Raw genomic sequence first — 15808 nt, 5'->3', positions numbered from 1 at the left:
GTATGGGCTTTCGCTCCGATACCTCGAAGTTCACCGATCGCAACCAAGAACGCGGTATTTTTCAGCGCCGGGTGCTGGTGGCATTTGGGTTAGTGGTGGCGTTGACCCTGGGTCTGGTCGGGCGACTGGCGTACCTGCAAATCATTCAACACCAAAAATACGCTGAGCTTGCCGCTCAAAATCGTATCCAAAGCCAGGCGGTGGCCCCACCGCGCGGATTGATTTACGACCGCCAAGGGCGCTTGCTGGCGCTCAACTCACCTGTCAATGACCTGGTCTTGGTGCCCGAGCAGATCGATGATTTGGCCGCTACGTTGGATGTGCTTCGTAGCCTAATTGACTTGTCGGACGAGCAAGTTCAGCGTTTTCGAACGCGCCTCGAGCGTTCGCGCCGGCCGTTCGAGTCCGTCACCTTAAAATCCAAATTGACCGATGACGAGGTCTCGCTCATCAGTGTCGACAACCATCGGCTACCCGGCGTTTCGATCGAGGCCCGGCTGGCCCGGCGTTATCCCTACGGCAACCTGCTGACGCACGCGCTCGGCTACGTTGGGCGGATCAACGAGAAAGAACTGGGTCGGGTCGACGCCGCTCAATACCGGGCCACCGAATACCACGGCAAGTTGGGGGTCGAGCGCTTTTACGAAACTCAGTTGCACGGCCAGGTCGGCGTGCGCGAAGTCGAAGCCAATGCCCGCGGCCGGGTCATGCGTGTGCTGTCGCAAGTCGACCCGACGCCGGGTGCGGATTTGACGCTGTATCTGGATGTGGCCCTGCAGCAAGCCGCGGTGGATGCCTTAGCCGGGCGCAAAGGCAGCGTGGTGGCCTTGGATACGCGCACCGGTGGGGTCTTGGCGATGGTCTCGATCCCCAGTTATGACCCCAATCCATTCGTCACTGGGATTTCCAGCAAGGCCTACCGTGCGCTGCGCGAAAATCCTCAGCTGCCGCTGTATAACCGCGCCATTCGCGGCCAATACCCACCCGGATCGACCATTAAGCCGTTGCTGGCCATGGCCGGTTTGGACGCGGGCACGGTGGATTGGCAGCGCCGGGTGTTTGATCCGGGCTTTTACCAACTTGACGGTGCCGGGCGTCGCTACCGCGATTGGAAGCGTGGTGGCCACGGTTGGGTCCGGCTCGAAGATGGCATTGTTGAAAGCTGCGACATCGTGTTTTACGACCTCGCCGTGCGCACCGGTATCGACGATCTATCCTCGTTCATGCAGCAGTTCGGTTTTGGTCGCGAGCAGGGCATGGATGTCTGGGGCGATGCCTCGGGGATCCTGCCGTCGCGCGACTGGAAGCGAGCCAACCGCGGCATTGCCTGGTACCCCGGCGAAACCGTGATCACGGGGATTGGCCAGGGCTACTGGCTGACCACGCCGTTGCAATTGGCGTCCAGCACCGCGGCGCTGGCAAACCGTGGGCTGTGGCGTGAACCGAAAATGGTTCAGTCGCTGTCGCATGGGGCGGTGGAACCATTGCGCCCAGAGACGGTCGAACTGCCTTCGATGGCGTCTAAGAATTGGGGGCGGGTCGTTACGGCGATGGAAAAAGTGATGCACGGCAGCCGCGGTACGGCGCGTGCGGCGGGCGCCAATGCAAAATACCGAATCGCCGGGAAAACCGGTACAGCGCAGGTTCGTGGCTTGGGCCAAGACGAGGAATACGACGCCGAGTCGATCAAAGAAAAGTATCGCGATCACGCCTTGTTCGTGGGCTTTGCGCCGGCGACGGACCCACGCATTGCGGTGGCGGTGATTGTCGAAAATGGAGGCTCGGGCGGTTCAACCGCAGGCCCTGTGGCGCGTCAGGTCATGGACGCATATTTACTTAACCAGAATGGCGAGCTGCGAGTGTTCGATGACTAGTTATGCCGATGCCGGGTTGCAAAGCTATCGCCGTGAACCGTCGGTGCTGGCGCGCATGGGGTTGGACGGTCCGCTGCTGCTGGGGCTAATCGCGATCAGTGCGTTTGGCCTGTATGTCCTATACAGCGCCAGCGGCCAAGACATGGACCGGGTCCAAAGCCAAGCTATTCGATTAGCCGCGGGCTTTTCGTTGATGGTGGCGGTGACCTGGGTACGGCCGCATTGGATTCGACTGCTGACGCCGATTGGCTACGGGGTGGGTATTTTGTTGCTGATCGCGGTGCTGGTGGCCGGGACCGGTGCCAAAGGCGCCCAGCGCTGGTTGGATTTTCCAGGTTTGCCGCGCTTTCAGCCGTCGGAATTGCTCAAGGTGCTGGTCCCGCTGATGGTCGCGCTGTGGATTTCACGTCACCGCTTGCCGGTCACCATTCCGACTGCGCTGGTGGCCCTGGGACTGGTGGTGGTGCCGGTGGTGTTAGTCGCTCGGCAACCGGATTTGGGGACCTCGCTATTGATCGCCGCGTCCGGCATTTTTGTCATTTTGCTGGCCGGTTTGAAGTGGCGCTGGATCGCCGCGGCGGGTGGTTTGGCGGCGGTTGCGTTGCCCGCGTTGTGGTTGGGTATGCGCGAATACCAACGCCAGCGCGTGCTGACATTCTTGGATCCGGAAAGTGACCCCTTGGGCACCGGCTGGAACATTATTCAATCGAAAACAGCGATCGGCGCGGGCGGCCTGAGTGGCAAGGGCTGGCTAATGGGCAGCCAAGCTCAGCTCGATTTTTTGCCTGAAAGCCACACCGACTTTATTATTGCAGTGTTGGCCGAGGAGCTCGGATTGCTCGGCGTGTTGGTCTTGTTAATTTTGTATTTGTTCGTGATTGCCCGTGGCCTATGGCTAGCCAGCAATGCCCATGAAACCTGGGGGCGACTGTTGGCCGGAGCGCTGACACTGACGTTTTTTGTCTATTTGTTCGTCAATATTGGCATGGTCAGTGGGCTGTTGCCGGTGGTCGGTGTGCCGCTGCCGCTGGTCAGCTACGGTGGCACTAGCGCCATGACCTTGTTGCTTTCATTTGGCCTAATTATGGCCACACAACGCGAAAAGCGGATGGTGTCACTGTGAAATGGTGGTGGGCTTTGTGCCTGGCAATGCCTGCCTGGGTGTCGGCGGACGGTTATGCCGACGACCCACGTTTGCGGCGTCTGATGAGTGAATGGTCGCTGGACTACCAGATGCCTAAAGGCTGGCTGGAACGCCAGTTTATCGGGGTCGAGAAACAACAGCGGGTGCTCGACCTGTTTGATCGCCAGGCCGAAGCCATGCCGTGGTTTCGTTACCGGCCCATTTTTGACAACGACGAGCGCGCATTGCAGGGTGTGGCGTTTTGGCAAACTCACGCCGACGCCTTGGCCCGTGCACAGGCAGACTTCGGGGTGCCGGCATCGGTGATTGTTGCGGTCATTGGGGTCGAGACCCAATACGGTCAGATTACCGGATCGTTCGGTGCGCTGGAGGCACTGACGACCTTGGCGCTGGACTACCCGCGGCGTAGCGAATTTTTTACCCGCGAGCTGCGCGAATTATTGACCTTGGCGCTGGAAGAAAACCGCGAGGCCACGAGCTTCAATAGCTCCTACGCCGGCGCCATGGGCATTGCGCAGTTTATGCCGTCCAGCTACCGCGCCTATGCGGTTGACTTTGACGGTGACGGTGACCGCGATATTTTGAACGACCCGGTCGATGCGATCGGCAGCGTCGCCGCCTATTTGGCGCGCCACGGCTGGCGTCAGGGCGAACCGATTGTGGTCAGTGCGCGACCGCCACAGTCCAACCCCAATGCGTTGGTTTCACGAGGTTTAAAACTCGACACGACACTACAGACGCTGCGCAACGCCGGCGTTAAGTTTGACGTTCAGCGCGGCGACACGGCGCGTGCCAAGCTGTTTCGGCTGGATGGCGCCGATGGTGACGAATATTATGTTGCATTGAACAATTTTTACGTGATTACGCGCTACAACCGTTCATTGATGTACGCGTTATCGGTCAATAATTTATCGCGCCGGATTGAGCGCTCAAGGCAAGTCGAATGAGGTTAGTTGGATTACTCGGAGTAGCACTGCTGTCGGGTTGCTCGGCCATATCGGGCATGAGTGTTGGCAAACCGCCAGCGCAGGTTAGCAGCCAGGACGGGCCACCGCTGCGGTCCATGGACGTCGCCAATAAGCCGCTGCCAACACCGGTGTCGCAGGCGCGCATTCGCCGTGGCAACGTCAGTCCGTACCGGGTCTTTGGAGTCGAATATCAGGTGATGCCGAGTGCCAGCGGTTACCAAGAAGTCGGCACCGCCAGCTGGTATGGGCGCAAGTTCCACGGGCGCTTGACCAGCTCGGGCGAGCCGTATGACATGTTTGAATTCACCGCCGCCCACAAGACCTTGCCGATCCCCAGTTATCTGCGCGTCACCAACTTGGCAAACGGCCAGCAGGTGATCGTTCGGGTCAACGATCGTGGGCCCTTCGCCAAAGGCCGAATTATTGATTTGTCGTGGGCCGCGGCCAAGCGTATCGGCTACGACACCTTGGGCACGGCCCGTGTTCAACTGGAAATTTTAGCCCATCCGGACCTGGTCGAAACGGCCGCGCAACCCAGTGCCACTGAGTTCCTGCAGATTGCCAGCGTGTCACAGCGAGCGGCCGCCGAATCCCTGCTGACGGCGACCCTTGGTAAGCTTGGTTTGAGCCCCGCGCAAGGCCGCGTGCAATCCGTTACCATAGGTGATGTATCGTCGTATCGGGTGCAACTGGGGCCGTTTTCAGCGGAGCAGGGTGAGGCGACGCGATTGAATTTGGCACAACAAGACATCGACGCCATTACCGTGACTAACTAAACGAGAATCGAATGCGCTTACTAACATTGCCATTGCTGTTGACCCTGTCGAGCTGGGTCATGGCCGCCACTCTGACCGTGCCGGTTCCGACCAGCATCAAACGACCGGTGCCGTCGGCGCCCAGCCTGGCCGCCTCCAGCTATCTATTGATCGACGGCAGCACTGGCACCGTGATCGTTGAGTCCAATGCCGACCAGCCGCTGCCGCCGGCCAGCCTGACCAAGCTGATGACTGCGTATTTGGTCGAAAAGGACCTTAAAGCGGGGACTGTGACGCTTGAAGACAGCGTGCCGATTAGCGTTAAGGCCTGGAAGACGGGCGGCTCGCGGATGTTCATTCGCGAGGGCACCCAGGTCGAGATGGGTGACTTGCTCAAAGGCATTATTATTCAATCCGGCAACGATGCCTCGGTCGCCGTGGCCGAATTTTTGGGCGGCAGCGAAGGCGGCTTTGCCGAACTGATGACCGCCCAGGCCAGCGCACTGGGCATGACCAATACCACCTATTACAACGCCACTGGGTTGCCGGCCCCCGGGCACCTTACGACCGCGCGTGACCTGTCGATTTTGGCCCGCGAAATCATTTACGGGCACCCGGATCTGTACTCGCTATACAGCCAAAAGTCCTTTACCTACAACGACATCAAGCAAGACAACCGCAACCGTCTGCTGTGGAAAGACCCCAGCGTCGACGGTCTGAAAACCGGACACACCGAAGAAGCCGGCTACTGTTTGGTCGCCAGCGCCGAGCGCAACGGTATGCGCTTAATTTCAGTGGTGATGGGCACCAAAAGCACCCAGTCTCGCGAACAAGAAACCGCCAAGCTGCTGAACTACGGCTTCCGCTTTTTTGAGGGCGTGTCGCTGTTCCAAGCCGGCCAAACGCTGGACACCACCGCCCGGGTCTGGGGTGGTGAGCGCGACGTCGTGTCGCTGGGGCCGAAAGACGCGGTCTACCTGACCTTGCCCAAGGGCGCGCGCGAGAGCCTGTCGGTGTCGCTGGACATGCAGCCGGAGCTGGTTGCGCCGATCGCCCAGGGCCAGCAAATCGGCATGCTGTCGGTGACTTTGGAAGGCGAGACCTTGGCGTTGGTCCCGGTGATTGCCACCGAAGCGGTCGTTGACGGATCGCTATTTAAACAAGCCATGGATTGGGTGTTGCGCGCGGTTCAGTAACCGCGCCGCCCTAGGATTGATAATGACAGAACCGACAGCCCCGAAAATCGAATTTCCGCTGGATTACGGCATTAAAGTGGTCGCCAACTCCGTTGACGGCTTTCACTCGGCCATGGTGGCGATTGTGCGCCAGCACGACCCGCACTTTGACGTCACCAGCATTGTCATCAGCGAATCAAAGAACGGCAATTACCAGTCCTATCGTATGCGCATATGGGCCACCGGTGAGCCGCAACTTAAGGCGCTGTTCGAAGACTTAAAAGACACCGGTGAGGTCCACTTCGTTCTGTGATACCCCTGCATTGGCGAGGGCTCCAAGACTATTCCAGTTGCTGGGAGTCAATGCGGGCGTGGGTCGATTCATCGGCCCCGGATCAACTTTGGGCCGTTGAGCACGCGCCGGTCTATACCCAGGGCCAGGCCGGAAAGCCGGAGCACCTGTTGTTCGCAGGTGACATTCCCGTCGTGCAAACGGACCGTGGCGGCCAGATCACCTATCACGGCCCGGGCCAGCTTATTTTATACCCCTTGATTGACATCAAAGCCGCGCGCATCGGTGTGCGCGATCTGATCACTGCGCTGGAGCAATCCGTGGTCGATGTGCTGGCCCAGCGCGGGATCTATGCCAGCGCACGCAAACGAGCGCCGGGCGTGTACGTCGGGGCCGCCAAGATCAGCTCGTTAGGGCTGCGGGTCCGCAAAGGACGTAGCTTTCATGGCATTGCCCTCAACGTCGATATGGATTTGGCGCCGTTTGATGGCATCAACCCCTGCGGTTATCAATCCTTGCCGATGACGGATGCACGTAGACTAGGTATTACGGACCTCGAAGCCTTCAAACAGGCTTGGCCGCGCCACCTGATGCGTCATTTAATTGCCCTAGGGTACTAGTTCTAAGCGCAAGGTACGGCTGATTATCTGGCCGTCATGGCCCAAACTTGTTGGGTCACTACACAAGGAAACAACCGAATGAAGAAAACTCTGCTGGCCGTACTGATCGGCTCCATGAGCATCTCTGGCGTCGTGCTGGCCGAAGCGGAATTGAGCGTCGGCGCCGGCCTCATCAATTTTGATGGCGACCGCAATGTCGACAATGATGTATTGGGTAAACTGGGTGTTGGCTACCGCTACCCCGACAGCCCCTTTGGCGCTGAGCTGTCCTACAGCGCAGCCAATGCCGAGGACACCACCAATGCCTCGTTTGACGCCCGTATGTTTCAGCTCGATGGTTTGTATCACCTAGCCCCGACCGGCGCATGGACGCCTTATCTGTCGGCGGGTGTCGGTGAAATGAAAACCGAGACCAGCGCAGGCGCTAAAAACAGCGACTCGCTGTTCAGCCTTGGTGGCGGCGTCAAGTATGCCCTCAGTGAAGCACTGGACCTGCGCGCTGACTTGCGCGGCCTGCGCACCGACGAAGCCAATGCCACAGATGTGGTCGCCACCCTGTCGATGGTGTTTGGCCTTGGCGGCAACAAAATGATGGAGATGCCGATGGTCGCCGACACTGACGGTGACGGCGTCAACGACGACATGGACGTCTGCCCGGGCACGCCGGCCGGCGCCAATGTCGATGCCAGTGGCTGTGAACTGGACGAAGATCGCGACGGCGTGGTCGATAGCCAAGACGATTGCTTGGGTACGGCACCGGGTTTAGCGGTCGACGCGGCCGGTTGTCCGGTGCTGCAAAGCGAAGTGGTGACCTTTAACTTGGATGTTGAATTTGACACCAACATCGCCACGATTAAATCCGGCTACGTCAGCGACATCGACAACCTTGCCAGCTTCCTGGGCGAGTACCCGAACACCCGTGTGTTGCTGGGTGGTCACACGGACAGCGTCGGTTCAGCGGCGTTTAACATGACCCTAAGCCAAAAGCGTGCTGACGCGGTCAAGCGCGCGCTGGTAGCGCGGGGTGTTCAGAGTGATCGCATTGATGCCAAAGGCTTCGGAGAATCCAAACCGATCGCCGACAACATGAATGCGGCCGGCCGCGAACAGAACCGTCGTGTGGTGGCATCCGTCAGCGCCGTCAAAAAGACCTTTAAGGCGTCCAACTAGCCTTAACTGGCCGGGGTTCGCGCCCCGGCAATTTTCAGCGCCAGCTGGCTAAGCGATAGCCAGGCTGGCGTTTTGTTTTGGCCCTTGACCGCTCGGTCAACCCGCAGGGCCTGCTGATTTAATGACAACAACGCATTCGCGCTGAGGCGATTTGCCGCCCGTTCCAGCTTGGGGCGTTTGTTGGCAATGGTTGGTGCGCTTTGGGCGCCGGCACGGATACCGTTGGGATGGCTCTGAATGTCCGTCAGCATGCTGAGGTCGCGCGCAATCAAGCGTAGGATCCCTAAGGGTGCGGCGCCTTCGGCTTCCAACACACTGAGGATGTGGTCGACCTTGGCGACCTTGCCATCCAGGCAAGCATCGGTCAGTTCAAACACGGTATAGCGCGCGCTTTCGGCGGTAATCTTGGCGACATCCAGGTCGCTCATCGGCTGACCTTGGAAAAACAGGTGCAGTTTTTGGATTTCTTGGCGTGCGGCCAAGGCGTTGCCCTCGACCCGCAACATCAGCGCGTCAAATCCTTCGTCGGTCAGCGCGACGCCCTGATTGCGCAGCTCGCCTTTTAGCCAGGCACCGAATTTGTCGCTGTAGATCTTGGCGCAACTGACGTGCCAGCCTTGCTGCTCGACCTGTTTGAACCAGCCTTTCTTGGTTTGGCTCGGCTCCAGTTTCGGCGCCGTGATCAGCAAGCATTTTTCCGGTGACGGGTCGTCCAAATAAAACGTTAGCGCTTTTTCGGCCTTGGCATCGAGTTTGCCTTTGACCAGTCGCAGCTCCAACAGCGTCAGCGTCGCGAACAGTGACAGCCCGGAACGTGCCTCGATCAGCTGGCCCCAGTCAAATCCGGGTCCAGCATCAAGCACTTCACGCTCGTAGCCGGCCGCGCGCGCCGCGGCGCGCACTCGGTCCGCCGCCTCGATGCACAGCAGTGTTTCCTCGCCCTCGACCATTATCACCGGCGCCAGCCCCTGGGCCAGCTGCTTGGGCAGTTGATCCGGGCGAATTTTCACGGTGTCGCCAACTGCCCGTTTTCGGCGGCAACGTACAGACGGTCCAGCATTAATCGGGTTAAGTCTTCGAACAAAGCCTCACCGCGCTGGCGCTCCAAGTCGCTGTCGAGCGAGTCGCTGTTGCTGTCCAGCAACACCAGCAGGGCATCCCGGCGCAGGGTTTCAGGCCCGACCAGGTAGCGCTCGTCGTCGCGGCTGATACCCCACGTTAGAGTGGCGCGCAACTCGTACTCGGTGCGGTCACTGAAATCGCTGAGCTCGCGCCGCTCGATCGTCATTTGTTCGATCTTCAGTTCATACGCAGACCCTGCCAGCTCGCGCTGGGCAATGGCCCGGGCCAGTATCTTGGCTGGGGTGGCGTAGGGGTCGGTGATCGACACGCTGAGGCCGCCGGCCAGGGCGGCGGGCTTTTGGCCGCCACTGTCCAAGCCAACCAGCTGGTAACCGCAGCCGGTTAACACCAGCGCCAACGCCAACCACAGCGCACGCATCAGTTAGCGACCAAATTGACCAACCGGCCCGGCACGACGATGACTTTGCGCAGGGTCAGGCCATCCAAGAACTTGGCCACATTGTGCTCGGCCAAGGCGGCTTTTTCGGCGCTGTCTTTGTCGACGCCGACGGGCATCTGCATTTTCGCACGGACCTTGCCATTGACCTGGACGACCATCTCAACGGTGTCACGAACCAGCGCACTGTGGTCCAGTTCGGGCCACTCGGCGTCAATGATCAAGCCGGCCTGGCCGGTGCTTTCCCACATCGCTTGGGTCGCATGCGGCACGAACGGCGACAGCATGCGCAGGGCCATGCTGATGGCCTCGTCGCGCGCCGCTTGGGAGCCGGTGTGGGCAATGATGGCGTTGGTCAATTCCATGATCGAGGCGATCGCGGTGTTGAAGTTGAGGCGTTCGCCCAAGTCATGGCTGACTTTTTGCAGCGTTTCGTGGGCCTTACGGCGTAGGTCCGCGTCGACCCCATTGCCGGGTTCAAAGTCGGCGTGTACCGCATTCCACAAGCGCCGAATAAAGCGCTGGGCGCCGGCGACACCGTCGTCGGACCATTCCAAGGTTTGTTCCGGCGGCGCCGCAAACATGGTGTACAGGCGCACGGTGTCGGCGCCCCAGGCGTCGATGGTTGACTGCGGATCAATGCCGTTGTTCTTGGACTTGGACATTTTGGTGACGCCGCCCTCGATGACCGGTTCACCGTCAGCGATCAGTCGGTAGCCGTTGACCTTGCCGTCGTTGTCGGTGATGGCTTCGACGTCGGTCGGGTTGAACCAGACTTTGCCGCCATTGGCCTGCGTTCGGTAGAACGATTTCGCCAGCACCATGCCCTGGGTCAACAGCCGCTTGAACGGCTCGTCACAGTCGACCAGGCCTTCGTCACGCATGATCTTGTGGTAGAAGCGGGCGTACAGTAAGTGCAGGATCGCGTGTTCGATGCCACCGACATACAGATCCACCGGCAACCAGTATTTGGCGCGGCCGTCCAGCATCGCGTCAGCGTCCGGGCAGGCATAGCGGGCGAAGTACCAGCTGGACTCCATAAAGGTGTCAAAGGTGTCGGTGTCACGCTCGGCTGGGTTGCCATCACTGTCGACCGTTTGAATGAAGTTTTGGTCTTTTTTGAGCGGACTGCCGGACGCATCAAATTCGGTGTACTCGGGCAATACCACCGGCAACTGGTCTTCGGCGACGGCTTCGATGCTGCCATCGGCCTTGTGGATCACCGGCACCGGGCAGCCCCAGTAGCGTTGGCGGCCGACGCCCCAATCGCGCAGGCGGTAGTTGACCGTGACCTCACCTTTGCCGTTGCCGGCCAGGGCCTCGGCGATCGCGGTGAAGGCGTCTTTAAAGTTGAGGCCGTCGAAGTCACCGGAGTTGATCAAACGCCCGCTCTTGAGTGTCCAGGGGCGCAGGTTGATGTTGTAGTCCGGGTCCGCTTCAATCGGTTCGACCACCGCTTTGATCGGCAGTGCGTATTGGGTGGCGAACTCGTAGTCGCGTTCGTCATGCGCCGGTACGGCCATGACAGCGCCCGAACCGTATTCGATCAGGACAAAGTTGGCGACCCAGATCGGCAAGGGCTCTCCGCTGATCGGGTGGGCCACGGTCAACCCCGTGTCCATGCCTTTTTTGTCGGCTTTGGCCATGTCCGCTTCGGCGGTTTTCATCTGGCTACATTCGTGCAAAAAGGTCTTTAGGGCCGGGTTGTTGGCGGCCATTTCCAGCGCCAGCGGGTGTTGTGGCGCGATGCCAACATAGGTCGCCCCCATCAAGGTGTCCGGGCGGGTGGTATAGACCTCCAACTGCTGGTCGCGATCATTCACGGCAAAGCGGAAGGTCAGGCCCTCGCTGCGGCCGATCCAGTTGCGCTGCATGGTTTTGACCTGTTCCGGCCACTCGACGCCGTCCAAATCGTCCAGCAACTGTTCTGCGTAATCGGTAATGCGGATAAACCACTGGTCGATTTCGCGACGCTCAACCGGTGCGCCACTGCGCCAGCCGCAACCGTCGATGACTTGCTCGTTGGCCAGGACGGTTTGATCGACCGGGTCCCAGTTAACCAAGGCTTTTTTGCGGTAGGCCAGGCCGGACTTGATCATGCGTGTGAACAGCCACTGCTCCCAGCGGTAATAGTCCGGCTGGCAGGTGGTGACTTCACGGTCCCAGTCGTAGGCAAAACCCAGCGCTTTGAGTTGGTCGCGCATGTTATCGATGTTGGCGTAAGTCCAGGCCGCCGGTGCACTTTTATTGGCGATCGCTGCGTTTTCCGCCGGCATGCCAAAGGCGTCCCAACCCATCGGCTGCATCACCTGCTTGCCAAGCATGCGCTGGTAGCGGCTGACGACATCGCCGATGGTGTAGTTGCGCACGTGCCCCATATGCAGCTTTCCACTGGGGTAGGGCAGCATGCTCAGGCAATAGTATTTCTCTTTGCTGGGGTCTTCGGTGACGTTAAAGCTGCCGGATTCGTTCCAGCGAGTTTGGACGCGCGCTTCGATGGCTTTGGGATCGTAGAGGTTTTGCATGCAGGGGTCTGGGCCGATGATGAATCAGCCGACAGTCTAGCGGTCGGCGCGCCTGGAGGGTAGCGCCAGACCACGCCATTGTGACAGCAGCAATCCCAGGCTCAGTATCCACACCGGCCAAGGGCCCCAAAGTCGGTACAGACTGTCGATGCCAGTTCGATTAAGCGTGGTATCGAGGTAGCCGGTGACGCCGCTGTCCAGGCGCGCGCTGATCCGGCCCTGGGCATCGATCACCGCGCTGATGCCGTCATTGGTGGCGCGTAGCATCGGCCGGCCCAGCTCCAACGCGCGCATGCGCGCCATCTGCAGGTGCTGGTCGCGGGCGATGCTGTGTCCAAACCAAGCGTCGTTGCTGACGGTTAACAGCACATCGGCCTGCTCGCTCGCCGTCCACGCCAACAGCGGATAGGCAACCTCGTAACAAATCAGCGCGCTGACGGCGGTGGGGCCGGCGCGCAAGGGGTCCGAGCTGTGTCCGGGCACGATAGTCGACAACGGCAGGTCAAAGAAATCAATCAGCCCACGCAGCGCGCCTTCCAGCGGCACATACTCGCCAAAGGGCACCAAGCGGCTTTTGTAGTGGCGGCCGCCGGCGTCGGCGAACCCTTCGATGGCGTTGTAAAAGCGCCGGGTGCGGTTTGGCGGAGCCTCGATCAGACGTCCAGCAAACAGCGCAATGTCCGGTCGCTGGCGGGCCATCTCGTTGAAAAACGCATCGGCGTCGGCGCCATACAGCGGGACCGCATTTTCGCTCCAAATTACCCAGTCGGTGTCAGCGGTCAGGGTCGGTTCGATGTGTCGGTTTAGAATCGTGGTGCGCCAATCCGGGTCCCACTTTTTCTCGGCCGGTACGTTGGGCTGAATTAGGCGAACGCTGATCGGTTGCGCATCCGCGCCCAACGGTGGCGGTTTCAGCCAGGCTAACAACCCCAAAATGGGCAGCAGCACAACCAGCTTTGATGGCTGATGCACCGCCACCGCGACGACCGCCGCCAGCGCACTGAGGCCGTATACGCCGACCACCGAGGCCAGCCAGCCCCAGGGCGAGTCGATCAGACCGTAACCGGCGAACAGCCATGGGAAGCCGGTAAAGGCGAAGGTGCGAATGACTTCGGCGGCCACCACTAGGGCCGGGAAACATAGCCAGGGGTTGGGCGCACGAAGTCGCGCGTAGCCCCACCCGCACAACGCTAGGGTCGACGCGAGCAGGCCCAAGAAGGCCAATTCAAGGACCAGGGCGATCGCAATCGGAGTGGCGCTGATGGTGACCATGCTGACCCAAATCCACGACGCCCCGGATCCAAACAGGCCGACACCGTAGGCAAAACTGCCAACGATGGGGTCGCGTTGGAGGGCGAACAGCCATGCAGCGAGCGCCAGTGGCAAGCACCACCATTGATCAAACGGAGCCAGGCTTAGGGTTTGCAGACCGCCGCCAAGGGCGGCCAGGGTCCAGATAAGCCAGCGTTTAGGCGTGGGTGCTTTCAACCCGGGCGACCTTGAACAGGTGGACGCGGCGTTTATCCGCGTTGGTCACCTCAAAGCGCAGCCCGGCCACGGTGACGGTTTCATCGCACTTGGGCACGTGCCCAAACGCATGCACGACGATGCCGCCGATGGTGTCAAATTCGTCATCGGCAAAGTCGGTGCCCATGGCTTCGTTAAAATCTTCGATTTCAAGGCCGGCTTTGACCATATAGACGCCATCGCCTAAGTCGCGCACGGCATCATCGTCGTCGGTGTCGTGTTCGTCTTCGATGTCACCGACGATCTGCTCCAGCACGTCCTCGATGGTCACCAGACCGGCAAACTCACCGAATTCGTCGACCACCAGGGCCATGTGAAAACGCTGGTCACGAAATTCGCGCAACAGCGTGTCCAGCCGTTTTGATTCGGGCACGAAGCGGGCCGGACGGGCGACTTCTTTGAGGGCGAAATCGCTGACGCCTTTTTCGGTCACCAGCAGCGGCAACAGGTCTTTGGCCAGCAGCACGCCGACCACATCGTCCGAATCATTGAGAACCGGAAAACGCGAGTGCGACGACTCGATTACGCGCGGCATAAAGTCCGCAATCGGTTCGTGCGAGCGAATTTCGACCACCTGTGAGCGCGGAATCATGACGTCCCGCACCTGCATTTCCGAGACCTGCAACGCGCCTTCGATAATGCTTAACACTTCCGCGTTCAATAGGTTCGCGGTGTGTGCATCACGCAATACCGTGAGCAGTTCTTCGCGGTCTTGTGGGTCGGGGTTGAGGGCTTTGTAGACCCGGTGTGCCAGATTAAGACTCATACGGGTTGCCCACTCCATGGCGGCCTAGGATGGCCTGTTCCAAGCCTTCCATGTGGTCAGCGTCGGTGTCGTCAATGTGGTCATAGCCACGCAGGTGCAGCACACCATGCACCAGCATATGGGCCCAATGGTTGTGCAGTGTTTTAGTTTGCTCTATCGCTTCGCGTGCGACCACGGCGGGGCACAGGGCGATGTCGCCGAGGATCGGCAATTCGACCCCTGGCATGGACTCGAACGGGAACGACAGCACGTTGGTGGACTTGTCTTTGCCGCGGTATTGCTGATTTAGCGCCTGCATGTCCGTTTCGGACAGCAGTTGGACACACAGTTCGGTGTTCTCGGCCAGCGCGGATGCGCCGTCGGTTAGCTCGCCTGAAGCCCAATTGGCCCAGGCGATAATCGAGTCGGGCTCGGGTATCTCGTGTTCGCACACGTCCATGCCGTCGCTTTGGACCACCACGATCATGGGTTGTCCTTGCGGTCGTAGGCTTCGACGATGCGCTGGACCAGTGGATGCCGGACCACGTCTTTGCTGGCAAAGCGGGTGATGCCGATGCCCTCAACGCCTTCCAATAGTTCCAGTGCGTTCATCAGGCCCGAGGCCTGGGCCTTGGGCAAGTCGATTTGGCTGGGGTCGCCGGTAATCACCGCTTTGGAACCAAAGCCGATGCGCGTCAGGAACATTTTCATCTGTTCGCGGGTGGTGTTTTGGCTTTCGTCCAAAATGATATAGGCGTCGTTCAAGGTCCGACCGCGCATGAAGGCCAGCGGGGCAACTTCGATGACTTGGCGCTCGATCAGGCGTCCGACCTGCTCAAAGCCCAGCATTTCGTAAAGCGCGTCATACAGCGGGCGTAGGTACGGGTCGACTTTTTGAGCCAGGTCACCGGGTAGGAAACCCAGTTTTTCGCCGGCTTCAACGGCCGGGCGAACCAATAGAATTCGGCGCACCCGGTCTTGTTTTAATGCTTCGGCGGCACAGGCCACGGCCAACCAGGTTTTGCCGGTGCCGGCGGGGCCGACACCAAAGGAAATATCGTGGCGCATGATCGACTCGACGTACCCACGCTGGTTGCCGCCGCGAGGGCGGACCGACATTTTCGGGGTCTGGATGACCGAGCCGTCGGTGATGTCGTCGTGGCGGGCGAATACGGTGTCGATGCGGGCTTCTTGCAGGACCAGATGGATGTCCTCGGGGCCGACGTCGCGGTTACTCTCGGTCGACTCATAAATCCGGTTCAGGATCTCGGCGCCGGTGTCGGACGCGTCGGCCGTGCCGGTCACTTCAAAGCGGTTGCCGCGACCTCGAATCTCGATGCCTAGGCGGCGTTCGACCAGCTTAATGTTTTCGTTATGCAAGCCGCACAGGGCTTGAAGGCGATTGGCGTCATCGGGTTGGAGTTCAACCCGACGGGTAATTGTGTCAGCGCTCAATGGTGGGCTTCTTTAATGGGCATGCGCGAAGCATAACCC

The 15808-nt window shown here is 60.0% G+C and carries 15 protein-coding genes; 8 read left to right on the top strand and 7 right to left on the bottom strand.

The window, feature by feature from the left end; translation table 11 throughout:
* Positions 1 to 2: 2 nt before the first annotated feature.
* From mrdA to GH975_RS10850, 8 genes are all read left to right on the top strand, one after another.
* Positions 3 to 1874, top strand: a complete 1872-nt coding sequence (gene mrdA / locus GH975_RS10885; RefSeq protein WP_153714546.1) for a penicillin-binding protein 2 — start codon at positions 3 to 5, stop codon at positions 1872 to 1874.
* Positions 1867 to 2997 (top strand): rod shape-determining protein RodA, encoded by a 1131-nt coding sequence (gene rodA / locus GH975_RS10880; protein ID WP_153714545.1) that lies wholly within the window; start codon positions 1867 to 1869, stop codon positions 2995 to 2997. The genes mrdA and rodA overlap by 8 nt, the downstream gene beginning before the upstream one ends.
* On the top strand, positions 2994 to 3965 hold the full coding sequence (gene mltB, locus GH975_RS10875) for a lytic murein transglycosylase B (RefSeq protein WP_153714544.1): 972 nt from the start codon (positions 2994 to 2996) through the stop codon (positions 3963 to 3965). Before rodA ends, mltB begins: the two co-directional genes overlap by 4 nt.
* Positions 3962 to 4762, top strand: coding sequence for a septal ring lytic transglycosylase RlpA family protein (locus tag GH975_RS10870; protein ID WP_153714543.1), 801 nt, complete (start codon positions 3962 to 3964; stop codon positions 4760 to 4762). The genes mltB and GH975_RS10870 overlap by 4 nt, the downstream gene beginning before the upstream one ends.
* 11 nt (positions 4763 to 4773) lie before the next feature.
* Entirely contained in the window at positions 4774 to 5937 is a 1164-nt protein-coding gene (locus GH975_RS10865) for a D-alanyl-D-alanine carboxypeptidase family protein (protein ID WP_153714542.1), read from the top strand.
* A gap of 22 nt (positions 5938 to 5959) precedes the next feature.
* Complete coding sequence (locus tag GH975_RS10860) at positions 5960 to 6229, top strand: HP0495 family protein (protein WP_153714541.1); 270 nt, start codon at positions 5960 to 5962, stop codon at positions 6227 to 6229.
* On the top strand, positions 6226 to 6828 hold the full coding sequence (gene lipB, locus GH975_RS10855; RefSeq protein WP_407657225.1) for a lipoyl(octanoyl) transferase LipB: 603 nt from the start codon (positions 6226 to 6228) through the stop codon (positions 6826 to 6828). The genes GH975_RS10860 and lipB overlap by 4 nt, the downstream gene beginning before the upstream one ends.
* A gap of 78 nt (positions 6829 to 6906) precedes the next feature.
* The gene (locus GH975_RS10850) at positions 6907 to 7998 is read left to right on the top strand and encodes an OmpA family protein (RefSeq protein ID WP_170272636.1); all 1092 of its coding nucleotides are present in this window, start codon (positions 6907 to 6909) and stop codon (positions 7996 to 7998) included.
* Between the two features lie 2 nt (positions 7999 to 8000).
* Here GH975_RS10850 and holA read toward each other — a convergent pair whose 3' ends face one another.
* Genes holA through GH975_RS10815 form a run of 7 tightly spaced genes read right to left on the bottom strand, consistent with a single transcriptional unit; the run spans position 8001 to position 15769 of the window.
* Complete coding sequence (gene holA / locus GH975_RS10845; protein WP_153714538.1) at positions 8001 to 9008, bottom strand: DNA polymerase III subunit delta; 1008 nt, start codon at positions 9006 to 9008, stop codon at positions 8001 to 8003.
* Positions 9005 to 9499 (bottom strand): LPS-assembly lipoprotein LptE, encoded by a 495-nt coding sequence (locus GH975_RS10840; protein ID WP_153714537.1) that lies wholly within the window; start codon positions 9497 to 9499, stop codon positions 9005 to 9007. Before GH975_RS10840 ends, holA begins: the two co-directional genes overlap by 4 nt.
* On the bottom strand, positions 9499 to 12042 hold the full coding sequence (gene leuS / locus GH975_RS10835; RefSeq protein WP_153714536.1) for a leucine--tRNA ligase: 2544 nt from the start codon (positions 12040 to 12042) through the stop codon (positions 9499 to 9501). Before leuS ends, GH975_RS10840 begins: the two co-directional genes overlap by 1 nt.
* Positions 12043 to 12078: 36 nt before the next feature.
* The gene (gene lnt, locus GH975_RS10830) at positions 12079 to 13530 is read right to left on the bottom strand and encodes an apolipoprotein N-acyltransferase (protein WP_170272635.1); all 1452 of its coding nucleotides are present in this window, start codon (positions 13528 to 13530) and stop codon (positions 12079 to 12081) included.
* Positions 13511 to 14335 carry an HlyC/CorC family transporter gene (locus tag GH975_RS10825; RefSeq protein ID WP_153714534.1) on the bottom strand — a complete coding sequence of 275 codons (825 nt, stop codon included), beginning with the start codon at positions 14333 to 14335 and terminating at the stop codon, positions 13511 to 13513. Before GH975_RS10825 ends, lnt begins: the two co-directional genes overlap by 20 nt.
* Positions 14325 to 14801 carry an rRNA maturation RNase YbeY gene (gene ybeY, locus GH975_RS10820; RefSeq protein WP_246164723.1) on the bottom strand — a complete coding sequence of 159 codons (477 nt, stop codon included), beginning with the start codon at positions 14799 to 14801 and terminating at the stop codon, positions 14325 to 14327. The genes GH975_RS10825 and ybeY overlap by 11 nt, the downstream gene beginning before the upstream one ends.
* Positions 14798 to 15769, bottom strand: coding sequence for a PhoH family protein (locus GH975_RS10815; RefSeq protein ID WP_153714533.1), 972 nt, complete (start codon positions 15767 to 15769; stop codon positions 14798 to 14800). Before GH975_RS10815 ends, ybeY begins: the two co-directional genes overlap by 4 nt.
* Positions 15770 to 15808 lie beyond the last annotated feature (39 nt).

The organism is Litorivicinus lipolyticus, from assembly GCF_009650135.1.
Taxonomy (GTDB): Bacteria; Pseudomonadota; Gammaproteobacteria; order Pseudomonadales; family Litorivicinaceae; genus Litorivicinus; species Litorivicinus lipolyticus.
The sequence above is the reverse complement of the archived record's forward strand: the minus strand, read 5'-3'. Positions and strand labels throughout refer to the sequence as shown.